Origin of the sequence: Peribacillus deserti (genome assembly GCF_002863585.1) — a bacterium.
In the GTDB taxonomy this organism is placed as follows: Bacteria; Bacillota; Bacilli; order Bacillales; family DSM-1321; genus Paraperibacillus; species Paraperibacillus deserti_A.
The window spans coordinates 55,798-82,668 of the sequence record NZ_PGUY01000063.1; the positions used below are offsets into that span (position 1 = coordinate 55,798).

Annotated in this window: 24 protein-coding genes and 1 pseudogene; 4 read left to right on the plus strand and 21 right to left on the minus strand. The window is 42.8% G+C overall.

What is annotated here, in order from left to right; genetic code table 11:
* Nucleotides 1-206 precede the first annotated feature (206 nt).
* Nucleotides 207-680 (plus strand): hypothetical protein, encoded by a 474-nt coding sequence (locus tag CUU66_RS19870; RefSeq protein WP_101645148.1) that lies wholly within the window; start codon nucleotides 207-209, stop codon nucleotides 678-680.
* Nucleotides 681-741: 61 nt separating this feature from the next.
* Here the strand turns inward: CUU66_RS19870 and CUU66_RS19875 are convergent, their stop codons facing one another.
* From CUU66_RS19875 to CUU66_RS19885, 3 genes are all read right to left on the minus strand, one after another.
* Nucleotides 742-1,188, minus strand: coding sequence for a GyrI-like domain-containing protein (locus CUU66_RS19875; RefSeq protein ID WP_101645149.1), 447 nt, complete (start codon nucleotides 1,186-1,188; stop codon nucleotides 742-744).
* Nucleotides 1,189-1,245: 57 nt separating this feature from the next.
* Nucleotides 1,246-2,262 carry a phosphotransferase enzyme family protein gene (locus CUU66_RS19880; protein WP_257968076.1) on the minus strand — a complete coding sequence of 339 codons (1,017 nt, stop codon included), beginning with the start codon at nucleotides 2,260-2,262 and terminating at the stop codon, nucleotides 1,246-1,248.
* Nucleotides 2,263-2,547: 285 nt separating this feature from the next.
* Nucleotides 2,548-3,837 (minus strand): NCS2 family permease, encoded by a 1,290-nt coding sequence (locus CUU66_RS19885; RefSeq protein ID WP_101645151.1) that lies wholly within the window; start codon nucleotides 3,835-3,837, stop codon nucleotides 2,548-2,550.
* Between the two features lie 123 nt (nucleotides 3,838-3,960).
* Here CUU66_RS19885 and CUU66_RS19890 point away from each other — a divergent pair, with 123 nt between their 5' ends.
* Nucleotides 3,961-4,833 (plus strand): LysR family transcriptional regulator, encoded by an 873-nt coding sequence (locus tag CUU66_RS19890; protein ID WP_101645152.1) that lies wholly within the window; start codon nucleotides 3,961-3,963, stop codon nucleotides 4,831-4,833.
* An 82-nt stretch (nucleotides 4,834-4,915) separates the two neighbouring features.
* Here CUU66_RS19890 and CUU66_RS19895 read toward each other — a convergent pair whose 3' ends face one another.
* On the minus strand, nucleotides 4,916-6,154 hold the full coding sequence (locus CUU66_RS19895; protein ID WP_101645153.1) for a threonine synthase: 1,239 nt from the start codon (nucleotides 6,152-6,154) through the stop codon (nucleotides 4,916-4,918).
* A gap of 211 nt (nucleotides 6,155-6,365) precedes the next feature.
* Here CUU66_RS19895 and CUU66_RS19900 point away from each other — a divergent pair, with 211 nt between their 5' ends.
* Together CUU66_RS19900 and CUU66_RS19905 are read left to right on the plus strand one after the other, a co-directional pair.
* Nucleotides 6,366-6,626: a zinc ribbon domain-containing protein gene (locus CUU66_RS19900; protein WP_101645154.1), complete on the plus strand. Its 261-nt coding sequence runs from the start codon at nucleotides 6,366-6,368 to the stop codon at nucleotides 6,624-6,626.
* A gap of 1,208 nt (nucleotides 6,627-7,834) precedes the next feature.
* The gene (locus CUU66_RS19905) at nucleotides 7,835-8,485 is read left to right on the plus strand and encodes a C40 family peptidase (protein WP_101645155.1); all 651 of its coding nucleotides are present in this window, start codon (nucleotides 7,835-7,837) and stop codon (nucleotides 8,483-8,485) included.
* Between the two features lie 35 nt (nucleotides 8,486-8,520).
* On the opposite strand, the gene pbp4b is transcribed toward CUU66_RS19905, so the two are convergent.
* From pbp4b to CUU66_RS19990, 17 genes and pseudogenes are all read right to left on the minus strand, one after another.
* Complete coding sequence (gene pbp4b / locus CUU66_RS19910; protein ID WP_101645156.1) at nucleotides 8,521-9,909, minus strand: penicillin binding protein PBP4B; 1,389 nt, start codon at nucleotides 9,907-9,909, stop codon at nucleotides 8,521-8,523.
* 237 nt (nucleotides 9,910-10,146) lie between these two features.
* Complete coding sequence (gene kynB / locus CUU66_RS19915) at nucleotides 10,147-10,770, minus strand: arylformamidase (RefSeq protein WP_101645157.1); 624 nt, start codon at nucleotides 10,768-10,770, stop codon at nucleotides 10,147-10,149.
* 16 nt (nucleotides 10,771-10,786) lie between these two features.
* Nucleotides 10,787-11,644, minus strand: coding sequence for a tryptophan 2,3-dioxygenase (gene kynA / locus CUU66_RS19920; protein WP_101645158.1), 858 nt, complete (start codon nucleotides 11,642-11,644; stop codon nucleotides 10,787-10,789).
* A 186-nt stretch (nucleotides 11,645-11,830) separates the two neighbouring features.
* Entirely contained in the window at nucleotides 11,831-12,805 is a 975-nt protein-coding gene (locus CUU66_RS19925) for a quinone oxidoreductase family protein (protein WP_101645159.1), read from the minus strand.
* A 14-nt stretch (nucleotides 12,806-12,819) separates the two neighbouring features.
* Nucleotides 12,820-13,599 (minus strand): enoyl-CoA hydratase/isomerase family protein, encoded by a 780-nt coding sequence (locus CUU66_RS19930; RefSeq protein ID WP_101645160.1) that lies wholly within the window; start codon nucleotides 13,597-13,599, stop codon nucleotides 12,820-12,822.
* Nucleotides 13,600-13,841: 242 nt separating this feature from the next.
* Nucleotides 13,842-14,620, minus strand: a pseudogene (locus tag CUU66_RS19935) (SDR family NAD(P)-dependent oxidoreductase).
* A 15-nt stretch (nucleotides 14,621-14,635) separates the two neighbouring features.
* Complete coding sequence (locus tag CUU66_RS19940; RefSeq protein WP_257968074.1) at nucleotides 14,636-16,411, minus strand: acyl-CoA dehydrogenase family protein; 1,776 nt, start codon at nucleotides 16,409-16,411, stop codon at nucleotides 14,636-14,638.
* Between the two features lie 258 nt (nucleotides 16,412-16,669).
* Nucleotides 16,670-17,479 carry a 2-phosphosulfolactate phosphatase gene (locus CUU66_RS19945; protein WP_101645161.1) on the minus strand — a complete coding sequence of 270 codons (810 nt, stop codon included), beginning with the start codon at nucleotides 17,477-17,479 and terminating at the stop codon, nucleotides 16,670-16,672.
* A gap of 15 nt (nucleotides 17,480-17,494) precedes the next feature.
* Complete coding sequence (locus tag CUU66_RS19950) at nucleotides 17,495-18,574, minus strand: phosphotransferase family protein (RefSeq protein WP_101645162.1); 1,080 nt, start codon at nucleotides 18,572-18,574, stop codon at nucleotides 17,495-17,497.
* 32 nt (nucleotides 18,575-18,606) lie between these two features.
* A complete protein-coding gene (locus tag CUU66_RS19955; RefSeq protein WP_101645163.1) occupies nucleotides 18,607-19,008 on the minus strand; it encodes an acyl-CoA thioesterase in 402 nt (133 codons plus the stop codon).
* A 281-nt stretch (nucleotides 19,009-19,289) separates the two neighbouring features.
* Nucleotides 19,290-19,856 (minus strand): TetR/AcrR family transcriptional regulator, encoded by a 567-nt coding sequence (locus CUU66_RS19960; RefSeq protein WP_101645164.1) that lies wholly within the window; start codon nucleotides 19,854-19,856, stop codon nucleotides 19,290-19,292.
* An 81-nt stretch (nucleotides 19,857-19,937) separates the two neighbouring features.
* Nucleotides 19,938-21,551, minus strand: a complete 1,614-nt coding sequence (locus CUU66_RS19965; RefSeq protein WP_101645165.1) for a long-chain-fatty-acid--CoA ligase — start codon at nucleotides 21,549-21,551, stop codon at nucleotides 19,938-19,940.
* A 36-nt stretch (nucleotides 21,552-21,587) separates the two neighbouring features.
* A complete protein-coding gene (locus CUU66_RS19970) occupies nucleotides 21,588-22,340 on the minus strand; it encodes an SDR family NAD(P)-dependent oxidoreductase (protein WP_101645166.1) in 753 nt (250 codons plus the stop codon).
* A 23-nt stretch (nucleotides 22,341-22,363) separates the two neighbouring features.
* On the minus strand, nucleotides 22,364-23,137 hold the full coding sequence (locus tag CUU66_RS19975; RefSeq protein ID WP_101645167.1) for an SDR family oxidoreductase: 774 nt from the start codon (nucleotides 23,135-23,137) through the stop codon (nucleotides 22,364-22,366).
* A 14-nt stretch (nucleotides 23,138-23,151) separates the two neighbouring features.
* Nucleotides 23,152-24,384 (minus strand): acyl-CoA dehydrogenase family protein, encoded by a 1,233-nt coding sequence (locus CUU66_RS19980; protein WP_101645168.1) that lies wholly within the window; start codon nucleotides 24,382-24,384, stop codon nucleotides 23,152-23,154.
* Nucleotides 24,385-24,602: 218 nt separating this feature from the next.
* Nucleotides 24,603-25,874 carry a kynureninase gene (gene kynU, locus CUU66_RS19985; protein WP_101645169.1) on the minus strand — a complete coding sequence of 424 codons (1,272 nt, stop codon included), beginning with the start codon at nucleotides 25,872-25,874 and terminating at the stop codon, nucleotides 24,603-24,605.
* 26 nt (nucleotides 25,875-25,900) lie between these two features.
* A complete protein-coding gene (locus CUU66_RS19990) occupies nucleotides 25,901-26,356 on the minus strand; it encodes a GNAT family N-acetyltransferase (RefSeq protein ID WP_101645170.1) in 456 nt (151 codons plus the stop codon).
* Between the last annotated feature and the right edge of the window lie 515 nt (nucleotides 26,357-26,871).

The following is a 26,871-nucleotide window of genomic DNA, read 5'->3' on the forward strand; positions in this document are numbered from 1 at the left end:
CTGACCATATACTCGTAATTTCCCTGCACAGGTTTAAAGATGGCCGTATGTTGTCCATACTTTTAGCTGATAAACTCCCTTATTCCTATTTAATTTACATTTTTATGCCATTTAGCTGCTGCTGCTTCAATATACATAGAACAACAGCCCTTTCACCTTCCATTATCGCCATGACTCGGAGAAATTTGATTCAGGAGGGAAAATGTATGAATTGCTTTGGAGGCATCTTGGATCCAAGTACATACAACCTGGAAAAACCAATAGGAATCCTTGAGGATAAAAAAACGATTTTAACAGCGCATGGAGTTTCTTCCGCCGATCAATTAACACTGCTGGGAATCGACTGCAGATTATTATCTGTATTCTGCACTTCTAAGTCAGAAGATTATGGTGGTTTTATTGTGGTTTTTGATTATCTACACTTCTGTTCTGACAAAGAACTTATGGACGCCATAATTTGGCACGAAATCGGGCATCTTCACAACCCGGTGACACTCAACACTTTTAATATTGATGCAGAAATTGCCTGTGACCGTATAGCTTTTGAAAATTCAGGTCCTGCGGGTATACTGCTGCTGCTGCACAAAACAAAGGAAATGGGTAAAACACTGGGGAATCAACTGTTAGTAGAACTTACGAACCAGCGTCTCGATGCCTTATCGACTTACAAGTGTGTTTAGCAAAAAAAGGGCTTTGATAGCCCTTTTTAATTTGAACAGTATTAAATTTAATGTAACGGAGTCACGATAAGATAGGCAAATATATTTCTACATCTTCTACATCATTCTCCATTGGATGATAGGTTTCAATGATATAGGATTCTATGTTTCTTTTATGACCCTGTTCAACAGCCCACTTCATTAATTCAGTGTGCAGACTGCTGATATTAGTTATTTTCCCTCTAATTGTTATAAATTCCTGTGAAACTTCGATATATTCCATGCCAGGAGGAACTTGAATGGCAGGTTTTTGAACTAGAAGCCCTGCATAGAAGTGGCCTTCTAAGTGATTTTCTTCCCTTTTAGGTTCAAAAAGAGAAATTTCCGTTTCAGTATGATTGCTTATTTCACTGGCACGATTCAAAAATTGCTGCGCTAATAGAGGAACCTCTCTCTGAAAATCAGAAAAGGCTCCATATCCCCTCATACCTACCACTTTAAATTCCTTTCTAACCCTCTTACATTCCATCCGATTTTCCTCCTTAACTGAGGTTAAAATATTACTCTAAAACTCTTAATATTAATATCAATAACAGGAACGGTTAGAATCAACAGTACAGCTTTCGTACTTTTTAAATGAAGCTCTATATTGGTCAGCCTTAATCAGTAATTTATTTTGCAGATTTATTAGCCATTCAGGATTTTCTTGATCATCCGTTATATCCAGTGAGCGGATAATCCTCGCATACGTAAATAAATCATGAAACCGTTGATATGTCTTTATATGATGTAAAAAATCAGGCTCTAAATTGAACTCGCTTTGATATCCTTCAAGAAATTGAGTAAAGAATGGGCTGCTGGTATCCAGGGGATTGAAATCTCTTAACGCAAATACAATGTCTCCAGCGAACCAAAAGTTCATACAATCATCGAAATCCATCATCCAGATATCTGCATCAGTAAATGCCAGGTTATCAAGTTCAAAGTCAAAATGAATACAGCCGAAATTTTGTTCGGTGATCACTAGTTCCGCCAGATCCTGCTTTATTTTCTCCAGTTCACATAATCCTAACGTATCCTCGATACCCAGTGATTGTCTGATAAATGTGTAAGCCTCTTCCGGTCCTTTTCGGTCGTATACATATTCTTTAGGTAATTGTGCCATATGTTTATGTAGTTTTCCTAACGCTCTGCCCCATCTCCAAAAATCATGGCTGGTCAACTCTTCCAAGTCTGGAGTGCGCCCCGGCATAGCTTCAAATACGACAGCATAAAACCGGCCATATTCTGTTTCAAAGAATTCCACATAATTTCGATTATTTGATTTTACTGGATTGACTGAGCTTACTCCCTGGTTTCGCAGATAAATTAAGATCTTCAATTCACTCTTAATTTCTTGTTCTGTTCTTTCGGAGGATTCATTGAACCGTAAATAGTATCTGATTCCCTGCTTTTTAAATGTAAATATAAAATTGGCACTGGCCCGGATGTAATATACAGATCCATGATCAAAACCCCATGGCTCTAATAGTTTTTCTGCGAGATTGCTCTTCCACTCCGAATTGACTGTTCCTACTACCTTTTTCATTGTGCTTAAATGCATCAATATAAACCGCCCCTTTATTATGGTGAAATTACTCAATAAGCAAGGGTATCGGTTAATGATGGCAAAAACAAAAGCCAAATGAAGGATCATTTGGCTTTTGTTTATAAAGATATGTGTCTCGAAAAGCCCTTATCGTCTCAGCTAAACAAGATGTATACGTAATCCGGCAGATGATGAATAGATGAGACTTAACTTATTGAATTGAAGAATCATCGATCCATCACCCCTTTCGTTATGATATCTATAACTATACATGAATTACCATAATATAGAAAGGCTTTTTTATAAGTTAATCCCATTTACAATGAAGTTTGTTAAAAATAACGCAGCAATTATATAGAGAGTAATACTTACTTCACGTCCCCTGCCTGTAAGAAGCTTAATCAATGGGTACGCTATAAATCCTAGTGCAAGTCCATCCACAATACTGTATGTGAGAGGGATAAACACAATAATAACATAAGCTGGAAAGCTTTCGGATAGATTATCCAGATTCATTCCCTTTATGCTTTGCAGCATGAGTGCTCCAATCAGGATCAGCACTGGAGAAATGGCACTGTCTGGAATGACCTTTATTAACGGAATCATTAACAGGGAGAGTAAAAACAGGAAACCCGTTACTACACTTGTTAGACCGGTCCTGCCTCCTGCTGTAATTCCTGCAGTAGCTTCGACAGTAGCAACGGTTGGGCTGGAGCCGAAAATCCCGCTGAGTAGTACCGAAACAGAAGTAGCCTGCAGCCCCTTCTTATACTTTTCCGGACCTTCAGCAAGCCTTGTCTGTCCATAAACCAGCCCTATATTTTCGAAAATGACAACCATCGCCAGCGAGAAAGTGGCGAACCAGAACGTTAACGATCCAATGCCTGAAAAGCTCAGGGCTCCGAATACGTCTTTGTATTCGCCAAACGAGGGAACGCTCCAATCCAGGTTTTTCAAATCGATAAGTCCGAATGCAAAAGCAATAATAGTATTGACAATGATACTGATGAGGATATTGCCGGGAACATTTCTAATAAAAAGTACAACGGTTATAATGATACCGATTAGAGTTGCCAGAACTGCTGGGTCAGCAAGGTTTCCAAGAGAAACGAGGGTATCCTTGCTTGAAATAATGACACCTGTCTTTTGGAGGCCGATCAGCGTCAGCAAAATTCCAATTCCGACCGTCAGCCCTTCTTTTAAAGAATGCGGAATTGCCTTTGAAATGGAAGAAGCCAGCGGTGTGAAAGCTATAATCATAAATAAAATGCCTGTTACAGTCACTACTGCAAGTGCTTCCTGCCAAGATAACCCGCTTTTTTGAACAAGAGTATAAGCAAACATCACATTTATGCCCATACCTGGTGCGAGAATGAGCGGCGCATTGCTCCAGAATCCCACCAAGAAACAGCTCGCAACACAAGTCAATATCGTCCCAATGATAGCTGGTTCATACGGAATGCCGGCGTCTGCCATGATAGCCGAATTAACAGCAACAATATAAACGATCGTTATAAACGAAATAAGACCAGCCATGACTTCCTTCAAAAAAGTAGTGCCATGCTGCTCTAATTTAAATATTTTATCCATAGAATAACCCCATCATCTATTTATTTTTATCACTAAAGTATGGTAGCATACTATTGCCTATACGAAAAATATCTAAATAATATATTTTCTATATTAATATCATATATAAGCTGGTGATTACTTTTGGATATAAGACAATTACGTTATTTTATAGCAATTGTTGAAGAAGGAAATATAACTGCGGCTGCCAAAAGGCTGCATATCGCCCAGCCTCCCTTAAGCCAGCAACTCAAAATAATGGAGGAAGAACTGGGAGTCACTTTAATGGAAAGACAGGGAAAAAGATCAGAAGTAACTGATGCTGGCCAGGCTCTCTATAAGCATGCACTACAAATTACTTCTTTATTTATTGAAGGAATAAAAGAAATCGAAGAAATTGGGCAGGGAATTCAGGGCCAGATCCATATAGGAGTCAACACCTTATCTTCCTACCCCCTATCGCAATACTTGCTGAGGTTTAAAGAGGAGTATCCTGAGGTCACCTATAAAATTATTCAGAGTGATTCACCCCACTTAGGTGAATTAATAGAAACACGTGAACTTGATTTGGCTATTGTGAGACTGCCCATTTCAGAAGAAAAATTCCATTGCATCAGTATTGAAAAGGATACATTCGCGGCCGTGTTTCCAAAAAACATGGACATACCTGCTTTGAGTCTGGATATACGGGATATTGCCTCTTATCCCCTTATCCTTCCAAGCATCGAAGGACTTGGGATTCACACCATGATCACGAAAGAATTTACAAGGTTACATCTTAAACCGAATGTCATCGGGGAATGTTCCGATATTGCCCTGCTGCTTCAGCTGGTTTCATCCGGTTTCGGTGTATCCATCGTCCCTCAATCGGTTCTTGCGGTTCATCCAGGTCTCGGTGTTCACAGTATAGAACTGACTGACACACAGCTGGAGTCGGAAGCCGCAGTGATTTGGCTGAAGGACCGCTACTTATCTAAAGCTGCGGAACAGTTCATTAAACTTTTAAGGCATCAATAATTTATACAGCAAAAAACCCCGATTCTCTGGCTGCTAAGAATCGGGGTTTTTTGAATGAACTTACCAGCAATTTACCTTCGGGTCATTTCAAAACCGTGCTTACATCTATTTTACCTGCTGAGTCGCCTTTTTCTAATACGGTGGGGTCAATTTCGACCATTTCAGGATACTTAATTCCCTGGCCGGTATTTAGACAAACCACTGACTCCCCTTCTTTAATCCAATTTTTTTCCCTTAGTGTTTTAGCGGCTGCAAATGTAGCAGCACCTTCAGGGCAGATGAACGTGCCTTCTAAATGTGCAACGTCACTGTGCGCTTGTTTGATCTCGTCTTCCGACACAGCAATGGCGCATCCATCTGTTTTATAAATGGCATCCAGCACCAGGAAATCACCAATAGCTTTCGGGACATTAATTCCAAATGCAGCAGTTTCAGAATTCTCCCAGAAAACTGATTCTGTTTTTCTTTCTTCCCAAGCCTTCACGATCGGTGCGCAGCCTTCTGCCTGAACTGCGACCAGGCGAGGGATCTTATCACCTTTAATCCAGCCGAGTTCCTGCCACTCTTTAATGGCTTTATATATTCCAATTAACCCTACACCACCGCCTGTCGGATAAAGGATAACATCGGGAATGTTATTATCGAACTGTTCAAGCAGTTCATAGCCCATCGTCTTCTTTCCTTCAATCCGGTATGGTTCTTTTAATGTAGATGCATCATAAAAGCCCCGTTCTTTTACTAATTCTCCTACAATTTTGCCTGCATCACTGATAAGACCATTGACTAAGTACAAATGCGACCCGGAAATTGCTACTTCTTTTCTAGTGATCGGAGGTGCATCGACTGGCATGATAATATACGAGTCGATCCCAGCCCTTGCAGAGTACAAGGACCATGCGGCGCCGGCATTCCCGTTCGTCGGCATAGCCAGCGCCTTAATTCCTAATTCCTTAGCCTTAGAGACACCTACGGCAGCTCCTCTCGCCTTAAAAGAACCTGTAGGGACCATGCCCTCATCTTTCATGAATAATTGAGGAATACCCATTTTTTCTCCCATGCTGCCCATAGGGATGACAGGAGTCAAACCTTCTCCTAGTGACACCACATGTTCAGGTTCACGTACCGGCAGCAGCTGATGATAACGCCACAAATCGTGTCTTTCTGTGTCGATTACTTCATTACGCTCTTTCCCTTTTAGAGAATCTAAATCATATTCAACCAGCAAAGGAGATCCGCATGAACATAATTGATTTACCTTATGATCATCATATGTAGAATTACATTTTGGGCAAAACAAATGACTTATTGAACTATAAGACAATGAAAAAACCTCCAATATATGTACTGGGCACGCTTCTATATTAGAACCGCTCCCTATTATAAATAGATTGATTGTTTAAGTGAATATAAATATTCACAATTTTTCTTCAGTATAAAATGGGTATTCTTATAAGTCAACTTGGAATTAACCAAGCACCTTGTTTTTCCCTTTTTAAAAAAGTAAGATGGTTATAAAAAAGGTGGACGGACAAATGAGCAAGCATAAGAATTGCCAGAGCTGCGGGATGCCATTATCTAGGGACTCTGAAAAAGGTGGAACAGAAAAAAATGGTGAAAAAAGCACCGCATATTGCAGCCATTGTTATGTTAAGGGTGAATTCGTACAGCCAGATCTTTCCCTTCAGGAAATGAAGCAGCTTGTAGAGGGTAAAATAAAGGATTCAGGATTTCCAAAGTTCCTAGCTGCATTTTTTACTAGGAACCTCCATAAACTTGAAAGATGGAAGTCATAATGCTTCTCTATTAACTTGTGTAACTGGCCCTTTTAGCCACCTGATTAAATGGACAAGCGTGCGAATTCTAATAAATAAGTAAATTAAAAACTGGCCAGTGTTATTAGTAAAATGTGATATAGCGGTTCCTGCTTCCAGGCTTAAATGAATGCATGTGGGTATATCTTCCCTCCCTCTTAAAAGTTGCCTAACAATTCTAAGAAAGTGGTTTCTATCTGAAAGGTGATATTTTCTCTTTACCAGTAAAGCTTACGATAGAAAATGAGCATATATCTGGTTCTAAGAGCATAACCGGCTAATCATAAGCATATATCCTTTAATATAAGCATACATCTTTGCACCTTAAGTATAAACCTATCAAACATCAGCATAAAATTCCCAAACATAAGCATAAAGGCGTCGAACATAAGCATAAATCTACAAAACTCAAGCATACGGAGTTTATAAATTGCTCACTAGGTAACTTACAGGCGGTTTTCGATATAAATGATCAGTTCATCATTCAATTTGACAGGATCAGTGTCTTCAGGCACTGATTTTTATTCAATTTAATCATAATTTATTGAATCTTTGTCATTTTGAACCGTTATATAGCAAAGTTGCCTCAAACCAACCGGTACATGAAGCATAAACCGCGTGATGAGACTACGTTCTTCCGAAATGAATGATTTCTTTGCAACAGTTTAACTAGCCCCCCACATGCAAAGCACCCTCAAAGCTTCGTGCCATATCGAATGCCGCCCTGCCATATTATCCCCAATCCTTCTCCCTTCCAACCAAATTTACGGCTTTCTAGGGTATGAGAAAAGAATTGATCCCCGGGTAATGTTCTTATTCAGCAGTCTGGTTCTACTAAACGAGGACGCTTAAATTCTCTTTATTGACTATTAGTTAACACCCATGGTTACCCAAAAATCCAGCATCTGCTTCAGCAAAAACAGAACCTGTATACTCTTACATATTCATATAAAAAAGTCTGACTGGACAGTTGCCGTCTATTGATAACATTCCCTCCGCTTCCAGTCCCTGTTAAGTTCTTCCTTCATTTTCCTTAAAAACTAGTAATCCGCTATATTTCTACTATTTACTTGGTCTTTTTACCTATTTTTTGTAATGGAAATGTAACGAAAATTGACGTTTCTTGACACAGAATTTTAGTAGTATAAAAGCATAAAAGAGAAGAAAGTTCAGGGGGAAAAGGAAATAATATGAAAAAGTTTATCGCAACCACAGCAATTGCTTCAGCTCTTATGTTATCGCCATTACAAGCCTTCGCAAATATCGGGGATGTCACTTTAAAACCAGCACAGACACATACAGATGTAAAACAACTGCAGGCCTTATTAAAAGTAAAATCCTACTTCAATTATACTGGTTCTTATACAACTTATTATGGTTCATATACGACTGATGCTGTTAAGAGGTTTCAGCGTGCAAAAGGCCTGACAGCAGATGGTATCTCAGGGTCTACTACATATAAGGCACTTGGAGTTTATAAAGTAGATAATACAAGATTAATACATTTCGCCAAGAAATTCATGGGTGTTCCATATGTTTGGGGAGGAACGTCTCCTTCTGGGTTTGACTGTTCAGGGTTCATCTACTATGTCTTTAAGGAACAGGGAATCTATCTTCCTAGAACCTCTTCCGCTCTTTATTCGAATATCGGCTTAAGAGTCTCAGCTCCAAAAGCGGGAGACTTGGTATTCTTTAATACGTCTGGCAGCGGTGTGTCACACGTCGGAATATATATTGGGAACAATGAGTTCATCAGTGCTACTTCCTCAAAAGGAATCGCCGTATATTCTATGAGCAACTCTTATTGGGCACCAAAATATCTAGGGGCAAAAACTCTATAATAAAAGGCAGCCATCGCAGGCTGCCTTTTTACATATTACTTCTGGTTTTCTAATAAGGATTCATAGACAGCCGTAACCACACTGCCATACTGTCCGGTATTGAATAAGTCACCCTCTGACCTATTTGGATTCTCCTTATTATTGATCAGTGGTGAATGCTTTTTATTTGTCAGTAACACAATTCCAAGATTCTTTTCCCTGTCAATGACTGTAACGGTACCGGTCCAGCCAGTGTGGCCCACTACATTCCGGCTGGCATACGGACCGAACATCCACTCCATGGATTCATTGCCATTTCTTCTCCAGCCTAAGCCGTAGGTGGGATTCATATCGGACGGTGCCACGAATTGATCGATTACATCTTTATCAAACAATTTGACCCTTCCATATCCGCCATTATTGAGCATAACCTGCAGGAGGACAGCTAGGTCTTCAGTATTTGAAAAGAGCCCGGCATGCCCTGATATGCCATTCATTGCATAATAAGCCTTTTCATCATGAACCTCACCCTGAAGCGTATAAGTTCTTATATTCGGGAAGCGGATGACGCCATCCCTGGTATTGCCCATTAACTCGGTAGCAGCAAAATCTTTGGCCTTAAAACCATGCTGAAGCGGATTGAAATAGGTATGCTTTAATCCAAGCGGCCTGTAAATTTCTTTTTCTACATACCGATCGAGCCTTTCTCCCGTTATTTTCTCAATAATATAGCCAAGAAGCATATAATCCACATCACTGTAGACATTTTTGGTACCTGGTTCATATTGCAGAGGTGTCTTGGAAATCATCTTTAAGGTAGTATTTCGGTCCTGAGAATATAGATCTTTAGCGACAGCTGGATTATGGTACTGTGGATCCGCTGGAAACCCGGCTGAATGGTGAAGGATATCTATGATCCTAAGTTTGTCCTTCCCCTTGATCACATCGGCCGGCTGGTCCTTGAATTCAGGGATATAATGCTGGACGGTCTGGTTAATATCCAGCTTTCCCTGGCTTACAAGGTGTTGAAGAACAAAGTTGACCGAATACATTTTAGTATTGGAGGCTAAATCAAACATGGTATCTTTTTTCAATTTCTGTGGATGTGTAAGCAGCGATAGGCCGTCATATTTTTTGGCATAGCCGTAGGCGGTGTTTTTCACTATTTTCCCGTCCTTAATAATAAGGAGGACGGCTCCAGGAAAACCTTGATCGACTTCTTCTTGAATCATTGCATCTACTTTTTGCAGCTTTGCTGAAGAAAAACCAGCTTCTTCAGGAGCCTTCACCTTTTTTAAAACAGGATATTGGGAAGGCTTCTTTTCATTGTATGAAGACTTGTGTGATGCTGCTTGACTTGTGCCTGCTAACGCAGCAGGCGTCCCGGCAGCGAGCAGCGATACGGTTAATAATGAGGTTACAGTACCATTTGCTAATCTTTTCATATCTCTTCCTCCTCTAACAATTAATGATTAGAAAGCTATTAAAATAGCGAAATCCTTTAAGGGGTTACAGAACAAACTATGAAGCATCATGTACTAAAGCTAAAGGCTCTTATATGTTCTATTAATATAAAAATACCGTTTTCTAAAAATTCTGCAAAATGCCATATCTCCTATTCCAATAAGGGCCTTAATTCCTACTAATAAAAAAAACCCCTGATTACACAGGAGCAAAGATCATTATTTTTTTCTGATAACGGCTCTGACTGGACTGCCATCTCCCTCCGTAATGGGCAGAGGAAGTGCTGCTAATTCATACCTGCCTTCCTCTATATCATTTAATAGTAGACCTTCCAAAATATGAATGCCCTTCTCGTTTAACATATGATGGGCTGCAAGCTCTTTACTGTCCAGCTGGTCGACGGAAGGCAGGTCCAGACCCAGCAGCCGGATGCCATTCTGAGCAAGAAAGTCAGCTGCCTCTGGTTCCACATATGGAATACTTTCTGGGAAAACATTTTTGTCAGTCCAATGGTCTGTACGGATAAGAAGTCTAGACACGCCTTGGAGTGATCTTCCATTCAACTCTTCTAATCCTATCTTGGTAACGTTAGGGAGGTGAATGACTTCTGCATCCCCGATGTACAGGTTAATATCCAGGTCTATTACTTTTTTCCCCTCGTTATCGAAATGAAAAGGAGCATCTATATGTGTGCCGGTATGGGTGCTCATTTCAAGTTTCCCGACATTAACAGACCCGCTCTCTTCATAAGGCCAGGAAACACTATACGAAAAGGGAGTGTCTCCCGGCCACACAGGCATGCCATTTCTTAGCCGCTGGGATATATCAATCCATTTGTTCATGTGATTCTCCTCCTAATCAAAGCTTGGTCCTTAAACTCCACAGTTCAGGGAAGAACTGATGATCCAGGACTTTTTTTAAATATGTAACTCCAGAAGAACCTCCTGTCCCCATTTTATGGCCAATGATCCTTTCAACAGTGGTCATATGATTAAAGCGCCAGATCTGCTGCTGGCTGCCAATATCCACGAGCTTTTCTGCAAGCTCATATAAATCCCAATAACGGTCCACATCACGGTATACTTCCATCCATGCCTCTTCAACGCTTTCGTTTGGCTGATAGCCTTGGGACCAGTCTCTTTGAAGGCACTGAGCATCAATTGTAAAACCATGTGAGTTCAAAGCCTGAATGGACACATCATACAGGCTCGGCTCCTGAAGGGACTTATTTAATTCAGCAAATAGTGCGGGTTCATGCTTATACACCTGCAATGCTCTTTCATTTTTATAGCCAAGATTAAATTCTATTAATCTATTTTGATAGGATTGAAAACCCGACGAACTGCCCAGCTTATCACGGAACTCCAAATATTCAGCGGGTGTCAAGGTAGACAAAACACTCCAGGATTGGATAAGCTGCTGCTGAATTCTCGAAACTCTGGCAAGCATCTTAAAAGCGGACTCTAGATCTTCTCTTTGAATACTTTCCTTAGCTGACTTTAATTCGTGCAATTCCAGCTTCATCCAAAGCTCGCTGACCTGATGAATAATAATAAAAAGCATTTCATCGTGATGCCCTGAGAGACGCTGCTGGCTGTCTAATATCCGGTCTAATTGAAGATACCCGCCATAAGACAGATTCTTTTGGAAATCTGTTTGAATTCCTTGTTCCCATACTGTATCTTTAGTTTCAGTTTTCTTATTTGATTCTTTCACGTACCTTCCCCCCCTTTTATTCAATCGTTAATTTGTATACGCTTTCTATTTTGTTGGATATAGATTGAATTCGTCAACAATAGATTTTCAGCAGGTCGATATTACATAAAAAAACGAGATTCCAGTTAGAAATCCCGCTCCCATTTTCATTACGTTATTTATTAACACCCTGCATCTCTATCTGTCCTATGGAACTAATATAAGCTTTCCCTTTGTCTTTCTAGACTGCAAAAGGGAATGTACCTTTGCGGCTTCCTCTAGCGGGAATACCTCACCGATCGTTAAGGTTAATCTGCCTTCAGATAAATAATTGAATAGCTCTTGCATGCTCGTTTTCAATAATTCTGGTTTTCTCATAATCTGCGGAAGGAAGAAGCCGATTACAGCCTGATTTCGGGCCATAAGCGAAGAGGGATACATCCTGCTTTGCTCTCCGCTCGCTACTCCATAGATGACTAGGCGTCCAAATGTGGCGAGACATTTTAGAGTTTTGTTAAACACGTCGCCTCCTGCCATCTCTAGAGCAACGTCGACACCCCTGCCGCCAGTAGCTTCTAATACCTCTTGTTCCCAGTTTTCTTTTGTATAGTTTACGAGAACATCAGCCCCCATTTCCCTGGCTAAAAGGAGTTTTTGTTCACTGCTGGCTGTAGCGATTACTTTCCCGGCTCCAAATAGTTTCGCAAGCTGTATGGCAATCGTGCCGACCCCGCCAGCCGCTGCATGTACTAATATGCTTTCTCCATGCTGAAGCCGGCCCATTGTTTTAATAATGTGGTAAGCACTTAACCCCTGTAATGGCAGAGCCGCTGCCAGATTGAAATCCAGGTGTTCCCCTATGGGAAAGATGGACCTCTCATCAGCAAGGGCGTATTCAGCATATCCGCCTGATTCAATAAAGCTTACGACCCTCATTCCAGGCGTTACACCCGTTACCTTCTCGCCAACTTCTGTTACGATTCCCGCTACTTCTGCCCCGGGAATAAAGGGAAGGGGAGTAGGAATCACATACTGCCCTTCCCTTCTTGCTGTGTCGGCATAATTTACTCCCACTGCCCGGACTTGTATTAATACTTCACGACCTGCTGGAATCGGTTTTTCAAGTTCAACTCTTTGTAAAACCTCCGGGCCGCCATAGGTGTTCAGCTGAATTGCTTTCATTTCATACCTCCGAATTATTGACCGGTAAATACCGGTTTTCTTTTTTCTTTAAAAGCCGCAATACCTTCCTGATGGTCGTCTGTTGCCACCATGAGAGTCTGCGTGATTCTTTCTTGCTCGAGTATGTCTTCAAGCCGTGCGCTTAGCGAATGATCAATCAGCTTTTTCATCATGGCAAATGCTCTTCCTGGGCCATTCGCAAGTCTCGATGCATACTTTACTACTTCTTCTTCAAGCTTGTGAGAAGGAACAAGCGCATTTACCACTCCTAACTCATACATGCGCTGTGCCGATACCGCTTCGCCGCTGAAGAAAAACTGCTTGGCGAGATGCGTGCCGATCAGCCTCGGTAAGAAATAGGATCCTCCGCCGTCTGATATCAGCCCTACCTGAGAAAAGCTAAGAGCAAACTTGCTATCTTCGGCAGCGAGGATAAGATCACAGGCAAGGGCAAGATTAAAGCCCGCTCCCGCTGCGAAACCATGGACTGCAGCGATGATTGGTTTTTCCGTTTCTTTAATCGCCAAAATGCACTCATTCAATTTGCCGATATGTTCGTAGACTTCTGCAGGCTCAGCCTGGCCCATAGTCTTGACATCTCCGCCGGCACTAAAAGAACGGCCGGCTCCTGAAAGAATGATCACTCTTACCTCTGGATCCTTTGAAGCGTCCTTAAGTGTATGGGTTAACCCTGAAATCATTTCCGCACTGAACGCATTTAAGCTCTCAGGCCTGTTTAATGTAATCTTCATAATCCGATCCGATACATTCACCAATAGATGTCCGCTATTCATAAAAATCACTCGCTTTCAGATATAGTCATACCAGTTAACCATTTTTAAAAAGTAATAATTATAGGCTCTTTTCTAAAAAGATTGATGTTTTTTGTAGTTCTGTGAACCTGCCTCATTGTTAAACAGGTTGATTGGAACGTAAGGTGCGGGACTCCTTGATCCAGCTAGTCCAATCAACCCCCTTGTTCAATAACGACAAAGTTTGCGAAAACAGTAATTAAAGATTGACTGTCTGCCGAAGCTTATTTAATAAGCCAGCCGCCATCTGCCAGCACATCTGTCCCTGTCATATAAGAGGCTTCAGGTGAGGCGATAAAAGCTATAATATTTGCAATCTCTTCAGATGTCCCTACCCGGCCTAGGGCTGTATTCCTGGCAATGGCTGCCGCAAATTTTTCGTTCTGTAGTCCTTCCTCTGTCAGGGGAGTTTCAATAAAGCCAGGGGATACCGAGTTGACGCTTATCCCGAATGCAGACATTCCAAAGCAAGTGACTTTGTAAAGTTAATTACAGCGGCTTTCGTTGAACTGTTATGGGGAATATGGGCTCCTGCCTGATGTCCCGATAAGGAAGCAATGTTCACGATTGATCGATTCCTTTTATCCAATATTTCTTTTTTAACACCTGCAGCCATGATCTTACCCAGCTCTTTTGAAACCAGGAATACACTTTTTAAATTCACAGCTTGAACGTCATCCCAGACTTTTTCGGGAGTTTCTAATATTCTTGTCTGTGCGGATCCTCCGGCATTGTTTACAAGAACATGCAGATCGCCAAAATTACCTTCTACATAGCGGGCGAGTTCTTGAACAGATGATTCTTTAGTTACGTCTGTCTGAAAAAAATAGGCTGCCTCCCTTCGGCATAGATTGTTAATTTCCCCTGCTGTTCCTTCCAATCTGGAAAGAGTTCTGCCGGCTAAGATTACCCGGGCACCTTCCTTAGCAAGACGAACGGCTGCTGCTTTCCCGATTCCGCTCCCGGCTCCGGTAACCACTGCTATTGCACCGTCAAACCTCATGAAGATTCTCCTCCTTTAACACGAAAATTCACCATGGTCAAATTGACTTTCAGCAATTCTTCGATTGCGAAGAAAACTACCTTCAGGAGCCGGGAACCGGGTACACTCGTGAATGATAAGCTTCTGCAGCTGCTTAGCTTTTTCTCCTGCGGTTAATTGTGAAACAAGCGTCCTTGATATGCGCTCCGCTTCCCACATCACGTCGTCCATGAAAGCTTCCGCAAGCATAATCTTGGCAGTCTCTGTATCAGGCCCATTTTTTTCAGCAGCTTTATATGCCCGGTAAACCGCTGATTCGCCAGCAAAAAGGGCGATGGCTAAATCAGCGAGTCTCATCAATGTTTCCTGTTCATGCAGGATCTCAGCGCCAAAAGCCTCGTAAGCAAGACCTGCATTTAACAGGAACAAGTTCCGGAGCAGATCGATCTTTTCACGTTCCTTAGACAAAGCTCCAGAGTATGCCGCATCAGGGAATTGAAGGTCCTGTAAAGCAGCTTCTACTCTCTCTTTAAGATCCAGCTCCCCTTTTTGCGCCTTTCTAAAGAATTGTGTAGGAATGAGGAGCCGATTTATTTCGTTTGTTCCTTCGAATATCCGATTGATCCTGGAATCACGGTACATTTTTTCAATGCCGTATTCCTTGATGAACCCTGCACCGCCGTGCAGCTGTAAAGTTTCATCTATCGTGTAATCGAGAGTTTCTGATCCAAACACTTTGCAGATGGCACACTCCGCTGCAAATTCACTCATGCTTTTTGATATTGTTTTTTGATCATGTATGTCATACAAATCGCCGAGAGCTTCCTCTAATAATCCTGCTGTACGGTACTGGACCGATTCTGCGGCATAAATTCTTGCCGCCATTTGTGCTATTTTTTCTTTGGTGGCCGGAAACTCAGCGATCGATTGTCCGAATTGCTTTCGCTCCCCGGTGTATTGAATTGCCTTTTTAAATCCATGTTTTGCAGCCCCCATACAGGCAGAACCTAAATTAAAGCGGCCGAGATTTAAGACATTTAGTGCAATCAGGTGTCCTTTTCCGATTTCACCGAGCCGATTTTCTACTGGTATCATGCAGTCTTCCAGGATGACAGAACGAGTGGAGGAACCTTTGATGCCCATCTTATGTTCTTCCGGTCCCAGTTTCAGGCCGGGGTAGTTCTTTTCAGCGATAAACGCTGTGAAATGGATGCCATCTACCTTTGCATAAATGATAAATGTATCGGAAAAAACGGCATTTGTTATATAAAGCTTTGTGCCATTCAACAGGTAATGAGTACCTTCTTTATTCATGCGCGCGGTGGTTTGCGAGGACAAGGCATCTGACCCTGCATTAGGCTCTGTAAGGCAATAGGCGCCGATAAATTCCCCGGCGGCCATTTTAGGCAGGTATTTTTGCTTTTGTTCTTCTGAGCCGAAATAAGTTATCGGCAGGGTGGCGATACACGTGTGATTCGAATGGGCCACACCGTAGCCGCTTGAAGGGCCGATACTTTCACCTACAATTCCTTTGCTGATCTTATCAAGCCCAAGCCCGCCATACTGTTCGGGTATGCTGTGGGCAAGGAGGCCTAATTCACCGGCCTTCCTTAGCTTGCTTACTACTACATCAAAATTCTGATTTTCAATTTCGTCCAGGTAAGGAGATACTTCTTTTTCTACGAACTGCCGGGCTGTTCTGCCGATCATTTTATGCTCTTCCGTGAAATCCTCTGGAGTAAATATATGAAAGGCATCCGTCTTAGAAACTAGGAAACTGGCACCTCTGTTAATCGTGTGACTTCGAATCAAGAATAAAACCTCCCATTAGTATTTGGAAACAGCGTTTTTGTGCATCACCCCTATGAAGGACTTTTCTCTGCCTCTTTTACTGATTTTTGTCCTTCATTACCCTTATGAAGGACTTTTCTCTGCCTCTTTTACTGATTTTTGTCTTTCATCACCCTTATGAAGGACTTTTCTCTGCCTCTTTTACTGATTTTTGTCCTTCATCACCCCTATGAAGGACTTTTCTCTGCCTCTTTTACTGATTTTTGTCCTTCATTAGCCCTATGAAGGACTTTCCTCTACTTCTTTTACTGATTTTTGTCCTTCAGCTTTTTCTCTGCCTCCTTTACTGATTTTTGTCCTTCCATTAATGACCTTTCCTGCTCTAAGCAGGGGCACCACTTTCGATATTCCGATTGAAGCAGCCAGCTCTAGATCATCTTTCATCCCATATGCTTCGAGCATTTGTCCAACTCTTGATTGGGATAATATTTCATGCGGTCGTTCCCTATTTCCCCTATAGAAGAACAGGGCCGCCTTTGCAGCATCCGTCAATTCTAAGTCATGAGCTCCGTTTTCTTGTAAACAATCAATAAAATGTCCCGCACCATAGAAATCCTCTAGACTAAAACCACTGGAATTTCCAGAACATATGACCATAATAACGGAATCTTCTGAGTATTCTTGGCGCACTGTCTCTGCGACTGTGGGATTGTTCATCAGGCATGAAAGGTAAACAATGCTGGCGGAAGCTGCTTTCTTCAGTGCAACAGTTCCGTTTGTTGTAGATAATAGTAACGTTTTGCCTTGAACAGTCTTTTGTAGAGCAGCTGGGCTGGGATAGGCAAAACCTTCTATCGGCTTTCCATGAAGTTCCCCCGCAATAACAAAGTCCTTTTCAAAACCTGCTGATATCTTAAGTGCAGATTCAGGGTTTTCTGCCGGTATTACCGCTGCCGCTCCCTCTGTAAGAACAGCTGTAATAGTGGTGGTCGCCAGCAGGACATCAAAGACAACTGCGACTTTCCTGCCAGTCGCCAGTTTGCTTTCTTGAATTTCTTCCTTATTGATAAGCAGGTGGAGTTTCATCATTCAGCCTCTCTTTTTTCAAAGGGTACCTGTATCATTCGCTATAATTGCTCCATGTGTAATCAGACTTTCTACAAATCGATCAAAATGAGCAAATCGTTGATCCTTAGTCTGGCCCTTCCTATAGCGATAAAAAATCTGCTGAGCGATGACAGCTAACTTAAAGTAAGCAAATGTTAAATAGAAGTTCATATTTCTGATATCTCTTCCGCTTTTCCTTGCGTATGCCTCCATGAACTCTTTTCTGGACATAAACCCATCAAGAATGGTTACAGGCGGTTTTCCAAGCCCCGATTTTAAGAGCGCTGGGTCGTCTTTTTCGGTCCAGTAACTCATAGCCGCGCCCAAGTCTGCCAGCGGGTCTCCGATGGTGGACATTTCCCAGTCAAACAGTCCCGTCATTTTCTCCAGATTAGGATCGAACATCGCGTTGTTTAATTTAAAATCGTAATGGATCAGGGCTGATTCATGAACAGGAGGAACATTTGCAGCAAGCCACTTCATCAAGGTTTCGGCTTCCTTAATGTCACTTGTCTTTGCCCTTTCGTAGCGTCCGATCCAGCCGTGGACCTGTCTTTCCATGAAGCCGTCCGGCCTGCTGATTTTCTCAAGGTGCGTACCTTTATAGGAAATAGAATGCAGTTCAGCCAGTTTATTGACCATTTCAAGGGAGATCCGCCTGCATAGTTCGGGAGTTACTCGTGTTCCCTCAGGAAAAGAAGAATCAATAACCAATCCGTGTTTACGCTCCATTATAAGAAAAGGGCTTCCAATGATTTCTCGGTTTTCACAAAAATGCAGCGGTTTTGGAGCAGCAGGAAATAATGGCTGCACTTCGGAGAGAATCTGATACTCCCTGTCCATATCATGAGCTTTTGGAGCGACAGGACCCAGGGGCGGCCTTCTTAGAACAGCCTCCCACTCACCGATCTTTAATTCATAAGTCAAATTTGAATGACCCGCGGAAAATTGAAGGATCTCTAATGAACCCGCGGGGATGTTGATAAACTGTTCACGCAAATACTGCTCCAAAGATGATACAGTAAGCTCTTCACCTTCTCTAACCGGTATAGTCTGCCGGTCTGCCTGCTTTGGCATCATGTACCCTCCTGTTCATGGAAACTCAAGGATTAAGTATGAATTAAATTGTTTTTTAAGGCTTCCTTCAGTAATTCGGGAAGGACTTCACTCTGCTGCTTTTCAAAGTCAAAAAATACGACGGCTGCGGTTCCTTTGGCAATTAATTCTTTTGTTTGTGCACAGGCTATTTCGTGTTCTATCTGAAAGCTTTTCGTGCCGATTTTGGATACATAGGTCTTGATCTGTAAAACTTGATTAAAGTATCCCTGATTAACAAAATCACATTTGGCGGATGCCAGGATAAAATTCCAATCTTTCAGCCTCATGCTGTATCCAAGGGATTCAAAAAACTTGATCCGGGCTTCTTCCAAATAAATGAAATAACTGGTGTTATTGATATGCCCTAAGGCATCCGTTTCACAAAATCTGACTGTCACTTCTGTTTTCTGCATGGGTATCCTCCTGACCGTTCGGTTTTACCAGCTTGTTTTTTTAGGGTTCAAGCATTGGAGATACACAATACCTAAAGCCTGCTTGTGCATCCTGTAGATCGTTTCTTACCTTTCCAATGCACATTGCATTGCTGTTTGAAGTCCCTTTTGTCCGGCATCTATTACGCTAATGGATCGGATTTCTTGATCAGAGATCTTTTGCCCGCCTTTAATACTAACCGGTTGGTATGCTGAGGCTGGAAGAAGCGGGAGAAGCAATATGACCGGCTCCCGTTTCAATCTTATTTTGGTTCGATTCCTTGTAAAATCATTTCAGTGAACGTTTCCGCAATCTCACGGTCTGATGAAGCGCCTTCCGGGTTATACCACTGGTAGCTCCAATTTGTCACACCCAGTATACCAAAGGCAATAAGCGGTACGTTTAAGCTGCTCCGAAATTCGCCCTTGTTCATTCCTTCCTTTAATAAATATTCAATATTAAAGCGGAATTGATCTCGTTTTTGGGTGATAATCTGATAATTCTCTTCACTCAGGTGGCGGATTTCTCTCGAAAATACCTTAGCGCTTGCACCATGGTCCTTAATATCGTGAATTAACATATATACGATTTGAAAGAGTTTGTCTTTACTATTTTGATTTTCTAGGTGAATGATAGATTCCTGCCTGGCAACCAGCTCATCGATATAGCCCAGATGTATATCTTTTAAAAGCTCCTCTTTGCTTGAGAAGTAGTAATAAAATGTCCCTTTAGTTACGCTGAGGGATTCTACTATATCCTGGATGGACGTTTCGCTGAATCCCTTTTTATCAAACAGGCTGATTGCTGCAGCCGTAATTTTATCTTTCATATCAAATTCCCCGCATTCTTATGTAAATATCAGCTAGAATTATACCACATGTTATTCCTCCTAAAATGCAGGGAACCAGGATCAGCTGGTTTTAATTTCTTCTCTCAATGCTCGTCTCAAGATCTTTCCCACACTCGTTTTTGGCAGTTCGCTGCGGAACTCAATTAATTCAGGTACTTTATAGGCTGCGAGGTTCTTCCGGCAGAACTCTTTAATTTCTGTTTCATCTGCCGATCTTCCAGCTTTAAGAACAAGGATGGCTTTAACGGTCTCACCTCTATACTCGTCAGGCACCCCGATTACTACAGCTTCCTGGACACTCGGATGTTCATACAGGACTTCTTCGATATCACGCGGATATATATTATAGCCGCTTGCAATGATCATATCTTTCTTCCTGTCCACAATAGAGAGGTATCCGCTCTCATCGATGCTTCCGATATCACCTGTATACAGCCAGCCGTCCCGGAGGGCATGAGCGGTCTCTTCCGGCATATTCCAGTATCCCTTCATGACCTGTGGACCTTTGATAACCACTTCACCCAGCTCTCCAGGCGGCATATCCTGTGTGCCTGTGCCAAGGTCAACGATCTTATATAGGGTGGAAGGAAGCCCGATTCCCACCGTTCCTGGTTTCCGTTCTGCAAAATTAGGATTGCAGTGGGTAGTAGGAGAAGTTTCGGAAAGCCCGTAGCCTTCCAGAATTTTAGAACCGGTTTTCCGTTCAAATTCTTTCAGCAGCTCCACAGGCATCGGGGCACTTCCGCTATTGCAGACTTCGATACTGTCAATACCATACTCTTCAGCGCGGGGATGATTCGTTAAGGCTACATACATCGTAGGTACGCCCGGGAATAGGGTCGGCTGTTCGGTTTTAATCGTCTGAAGTACTTCCTCTAATTCAAACCGGGGCAGAAGAATCATTTCGGCTCCGGTATAAATGGAAAGATTCATACATGAAGTCATGCCAAATACATGGAAAAGAGGGATAACCGTCAAACATTTCTCTTTGCCGAAACCAAGATCAAACTTGAAAAATTCGTGAGACTGCAGAACGTTGGCCACTATATTACGGTGGGTCAGCATAGCTCCTTTTGAGCGTCCTGTCGTGCCGCCTGTATATTGGAGTACAGCCACATCATGTTCCGGTTCGACCATCACCGGGGTGACTTCGCCGTTTCCTTCCGCTAAGAAACTCTCAAAGGTGCAGTCATTCGTAAGATCCATTTCGGCGGGCTGAAGGCTTACGACAACCATTTTTTTTAGGCTTGTATCCTTTTGAACAGTCTTTACTCTAGGGTAGAAGGCATCTAACACAATAATCGTTTCAGCCCCTGAATCCTTTGCTAAGTGCAGCAATTCCCGTTCAACGCTCATCGGGTTTATTTGAGTGACGATCGCACCGGCAGTTAAAATTCCATAGTAGGCAATCACATACTGAGGACAATTCGGAAGCATGATGGCCACTCTGTCGCCCTTTTGTACACCGCTTTTTTGAAGGGCTGAAGCGAAGCGGCCAACTGCATCTTGAAGTTCCTGATAGGATATTTTTTTACCGTAAAAAGATAAGGCGTTGTGTGAAGGATACCTTGTTGAAGTTTCTTGAAGCAATTGAGGCAGGGATTTATCAGGGATGTCGATTTCTACGGAGATGGTATCAGGATATTGAGCCAGCCATGGTCTATTTGCATTCATTTTAAAATACCTCCAAATAAGTAATAATGAATATCTTTAAAAAATCAGACCCCCGCCATCAACGGATAAAGTGGCGCCTGTAATAAAGGACGCTTCATCTGAGGCTAAAAATAATACAGCCTGGGCAACCTCTTCAGGTGTACCGATTCTTCCAAGGGCATTTGCACGGGAGATAATCGGCCATTTCTTTTCGTTTTTCTTCCAGTGGTCAATGATGTTTGTGTCGATCACTCCTGGCGCGACCGCATTCACACGGATATTATGCCTTCCATACTCGAGCGCGGCGTTTTGGGTAAGCAGGATGACACCGCCCTTTGAAGCGTTATAAGCGGTAAGATATTTTTGGCCTTTCAGCCCAAGCAGACTGGAGGTATTAATGATAGAGCCCCCTCCCGATTCAATTAAGCGGGGTACAGCATGCTTGATCCCCAGCCAGACACCTTTTAGGTTAATATCAATAACCCGGTCCCACTCTTCTTCCGGTAAATCCGTGCCTTTTACTTCTGAATGGCCGATGCCGGCATTATTGAAAAGGATATGCAGACCTCCATACGTCTCTGACGTGCGATCAACCAGATACTGAATATCTTCGTTTGTTGATACATCCGCTTTCATATAGAAAGCCTCTCCGCCGAGTTCGTGGATAAGCCGCACGGTTTCTTCACCAGCCTCTGATTGGATATCAGAAACAGCAACCCTGGCGCCTTCCTGTGCAAATCTGAGGGCTGCTGCACGGCCGATGCCTCCGCCGCCACCCGTTATAATGGCCGCTTTACCCTTTAATCTCATGAACTCACTCCCTTTTCCTCATGCTACATGGCGTGGGTCCCGCCATCCACAATCAAGACATTTCCCGTAACGAAGTCAGAAGCATTGGAAGCCAGGAACAGAGCAGCTCCCTTTAGATCATCATCACTGCCAAACCTGCCCAGCGGTGTGGTTTCAAGAATGGGATTACGGCCGTGCTCGATGATCGCCTTTGACATTTTAGTAGGAAAAAACCCCGGGGCAATACAGTTTACATGGATATTATATTTTCCCCACTTTACCGCAAGATCTTTTGTGAAGGTAATGACAGCCCCTTTACTGGTGTTATAGCCGATCGTATCCATAACACGGGGATCTACACCGCCAAGTCCGGCCACTGAAGAAATATTGATAATTTTGCCAGACTGCTGTTCAATCATCACTTTTCCGGCTGCCTGGCTCATTAAAAAAGTTCCGGTTACATTGACGTCTATAACTTTTTTCCAGGATTCAAGGGGCATCTCTGCAGCAGGGGCCCCCCATGTGGCTCCGCTGTTGTTTACGAGAATATCAATGCGGCCAAACTCAAGAAGTGTTTCCTGGATGACCTTTTGTACATCCTCAGGATTGGTAATGTCACATTGCAAGGCAAGTGTTTCTGCACCGTTGTCTTTAAGGCGTTTTGCCGTTTCCTCACAGGCCTCAAGTTTTCTTGAACACAGGACCACATTTGCTCCTGCTTCAGAAAGTCCCTCTGCAATTTGTGCTCCAAGCCCCCTGCCTCCACCGGTGATAATTGCGGTCTTGCCCTTTAAATCGAATAAATTCATTACATTCATGCTCAGCCCTTCTTTCAGAACGTTTTTTCTGTTTGCTTCACCTTGTATTTACGCATTTCCAGCTTAGCTACCTGTGCTTTGTGTACTTCATCCGGTCCATCCGCAAGTCTTAGCGTCCTTGCATTGGCCCATTGAGCAGCCATGGTAAAATCATCTGAAACTCCGGCGCCTCCAAAGCCTTGAATCGCCCTGTCAATGACGCGGAGTGCCATTGATGGCGCGACCACCTTAATCATCGCTATTTCTGCTTTGGCTTCTTTATTTCCGACCGTATCCATCATATATGCGGCCTTGAGTGTTAAAAGCCTTGCCTGTTCGATCTCAATGCGGGACTCTGCGATCCATTCCTGGATAACACCCTGGCTTGCCAATGGCCTGCCAAAGGCAGTGCGGGTTTGTATCCGCTTACATAAATCGCCAAGTGCACGCTCTGCAGCACCTATTAATCTCATGCAGTGATGAATTCTGCCTGGCCCAAGCCTCCCTTGTGCAATTGCAAAGCCTTTTCCTTCCGCCCAAATCATATTTTCTGCCGGGACTGTAACATTTTCGAACGTAATTTCCGCATGTCCGTGAGGAGCATGGTCATAGCCAAAAACAGGAAGCATTCTCTCGATTTTTACGCCAGGAGAATCCAAGGGAACTAGAATCATAGACTGCTGTTCATGCCGTTCTGCCTGTGGATTTGATTTTCCCATCACAATAGCGATTTTACAGCGGGGATCGCCTGCACCGGATGACCACCATTTGCGGCCGTTGATGAGGTAATGATCGCCTTGCCGTTCAATTCGTGCGCTGATATTGGTTGCGTCAGATGAAGCAGTATCAGGCTCAGTCATTGAGAAGCAGGAACGAATTTCGCCATTAAGTAAAGGTTTCAGCCATTTTTCTTTTTGTTCCAATGTTCCATATCGAACAAGGACTTCCATATTTCCGGTATCAGGAGCATTGCAATTGAAGATTTCCGGGCCAATCAGCGACCGCCCCATAATTTCACAAAGCGGTGCGTATTCGAGATTAGTCAGCCCTGCACCATATTTACTTTGGGGCAGAAATAAATTCCATAGTCCCTGCTCCCTTGCTTTTCTTTTTAACTCTTCCATAATGGGCGGCACAACAGACCACCTTGAGCCCGCGGCTTCCAGCTGTTTTTCATATTCCTTTTCATTAGGATATACTTGCTCTTCCATAAAGGACGTTAGTCTTTCCTGCAGTTCAATTACTTTTTGGGAATGAGAAAAATTCAAACAGACTCCTCCTTACCATACTAACCAGTCGGTATGTAATCAATTATACGTGTTAAAGCAGCTTGTTTTCAAACCAAATGTCTAAAAATTTAAAAATATGTAAATAGCACCGGAGATTATTACCGATGCCATTCTTGGACTTACGCCGCTTGAAGCAAATGGGCTTCACTGCCATTCCAGCCGCGAAGATCCATTAATATAGTGCAACCACTAAAATGTTACGCAACAACTTCGCGTTCATTCGGGAATTTTTCATAATGTTTTTCTTTCATAATTTCTTTAAGGGCCTGGACGACTTTCCATACTTCCTCAAAGGTTGAATAGAGAGCAACCGGGGCCAGTCTTATTATATTGGGTGCCCTGAAGTCGGGGATAATCCCGTACTCTTTCAGGGATTTGCAGATTCTGGCTGCTTCGGCATGTTCCACACTCACATGGCCGCCCCGCCGAATGTCATCCCGCGGGCTTCCAATAGTAAATGGATAGTCTGAAAGCTCTGTATCTATTAAATCCATAAGATATTGAGTTAATTGAAGCGATTTTTGTCTAATAGCTTCTATGCCAGCTTCATTAAACATTTCTAAAGAACCGAGGATCGGTGCCATACTGAGCACATGCGGTGTGCCGATCTGGTAGGCTCCTGCATCAGGTGCCTGTGTCAGCGTGTGTTCCATATCAAATTGTTTATCTTTGCGGGAGCCAAACCAGCCGGCTAATCCCGGTAATGTCCGAAAATGTTTCTTATTTACGAAAAGCCCTCCGACACTTCCAGGCCCCCCATTTAGGTGTTTGTAATTACACCAATAAGCAAAGTCTACATCCCAATCATTAAATCTGTGTGGAATAGCGCCAACAGAGTGGCAGCCATCAAACCCGATAAGGATGTCTCGTTTATGCGCCTCCACGGTGAGGCGTTTCATATCAAGAATCTGGCCGCTCCTATATAGGATCGTAGGCAGAATGATTAAAGCGACCTCATCAGTCATAGCCTCAATAATGTCATCCTCATCAAGGAACCGGCCATCCCGGCTTTTTACACATACAAGATGGGTATCCGGATTATATCCTTTTAAAGAAAGCTGGCTCTGCAAGGCATAAAGATCTGATGGAAATGTAAGTTCATCTGCCAGGATCTTGGTCCTTTTGCCAGTAGGCTGATAAAAGGTTGCAGTAAGCTGATGAAGGTTAACGGTTGTTGACCCAGTCACCAGAACCTCTTCGGGTGACGCACCTACAAGCGGGGCGAGCTGGCTGCCTAGTTTTTCTGAAAAATAAAACCATGGCTCCCTCCCTTTTGTCCAGCCTTCAATTCCAAGTTCCTTCCAATCCTGCAGCGAATCGAGCAGTGTTTTTTCCGCCCGTTTGGACAGAAGTCCAAGAGAGTTTCCATCCATATATATCTGCGGCAGCAAATAAAACTCTTCTCGATAGGTATGTAAAATATCCTTATTGTCCAGATGTATTGCATATTCCAATGTAGCTGGATCCATAATCTTACCTCCTGAATGGTTTCTTATTAAGTATTCCTAACTTGTAAAAAGTGCGTGGTGTTCGGAAAATGACTGTTCACCTGAAACCCTATTGCCTGATAAAAACGGTCAGCTTCTTTTGTGTCAGTGTTTAGCACGAGATATGTAAAGTGAAGTTTTGAGTGGTTGATAATATAGTGAACAAGTGACTTTCCGATCCCGGCTCTGCGGAATTCCTTTTTAACATAGAATCTTCTTAGCCGTCCAACACCTTCCTTATAGGAATAAGGATCCTGGTTTACACCGCCGAGCGCTATTAGATGCTCTTGATGATATACGCCAAATAGGGCTTCGCCGTTCATGTTAAAGGTATTTTCCCCGGAGTGATAATCCGCTAAGAGCCTCCAGACAAAATTGAAACCTTCTTTTCGGCTTTCGATTAAAAGTTCGTTCAGCAACTTCTCACTTAATTCGCCCATCAATTTAAATTCGTATTCTTTCATTGGAACTCCCCTTCAATGACATATGCAAACATATAAACTGATAATACATAGCAGGATTGTCTAACAAATTAAAATTATCAGAAATAAAGGAATCCTGCCAGCCCATTTCGGAAAGTGTTTAGAAGTTTGCCGATATCCCTGTAACTTGCCATATGATTTCTGTAGACGTCATTCGATCTGAAGGCACGGTCCGGGAGCCTCCTCTGTGGGAGATGACTGTAGGACCCGCTTGACTGTGCAGGAGTCTCCTGCTCCAGTTCCAATCAACATTGTTGTAACCAACCATGTAAAAAATAAAAGGCTCTTTTCTAAAAGATTGTTGTTTTTTAATAAGTTTTTATGCATCACCTATTGTTAAATCAGGTTGATTGGAGCGTAAGGTGTGAGACCCTGCGGGAGCAGCGGGCATTGTCCGGCTCCAGCGCCTAGACCCTCGAGTCATAAGCCAATCGGTTCATGGAAAGGAAAACCGCTTTCCACGGCCCGCTTATCTTATGCTTGGCTAACGCATAAGT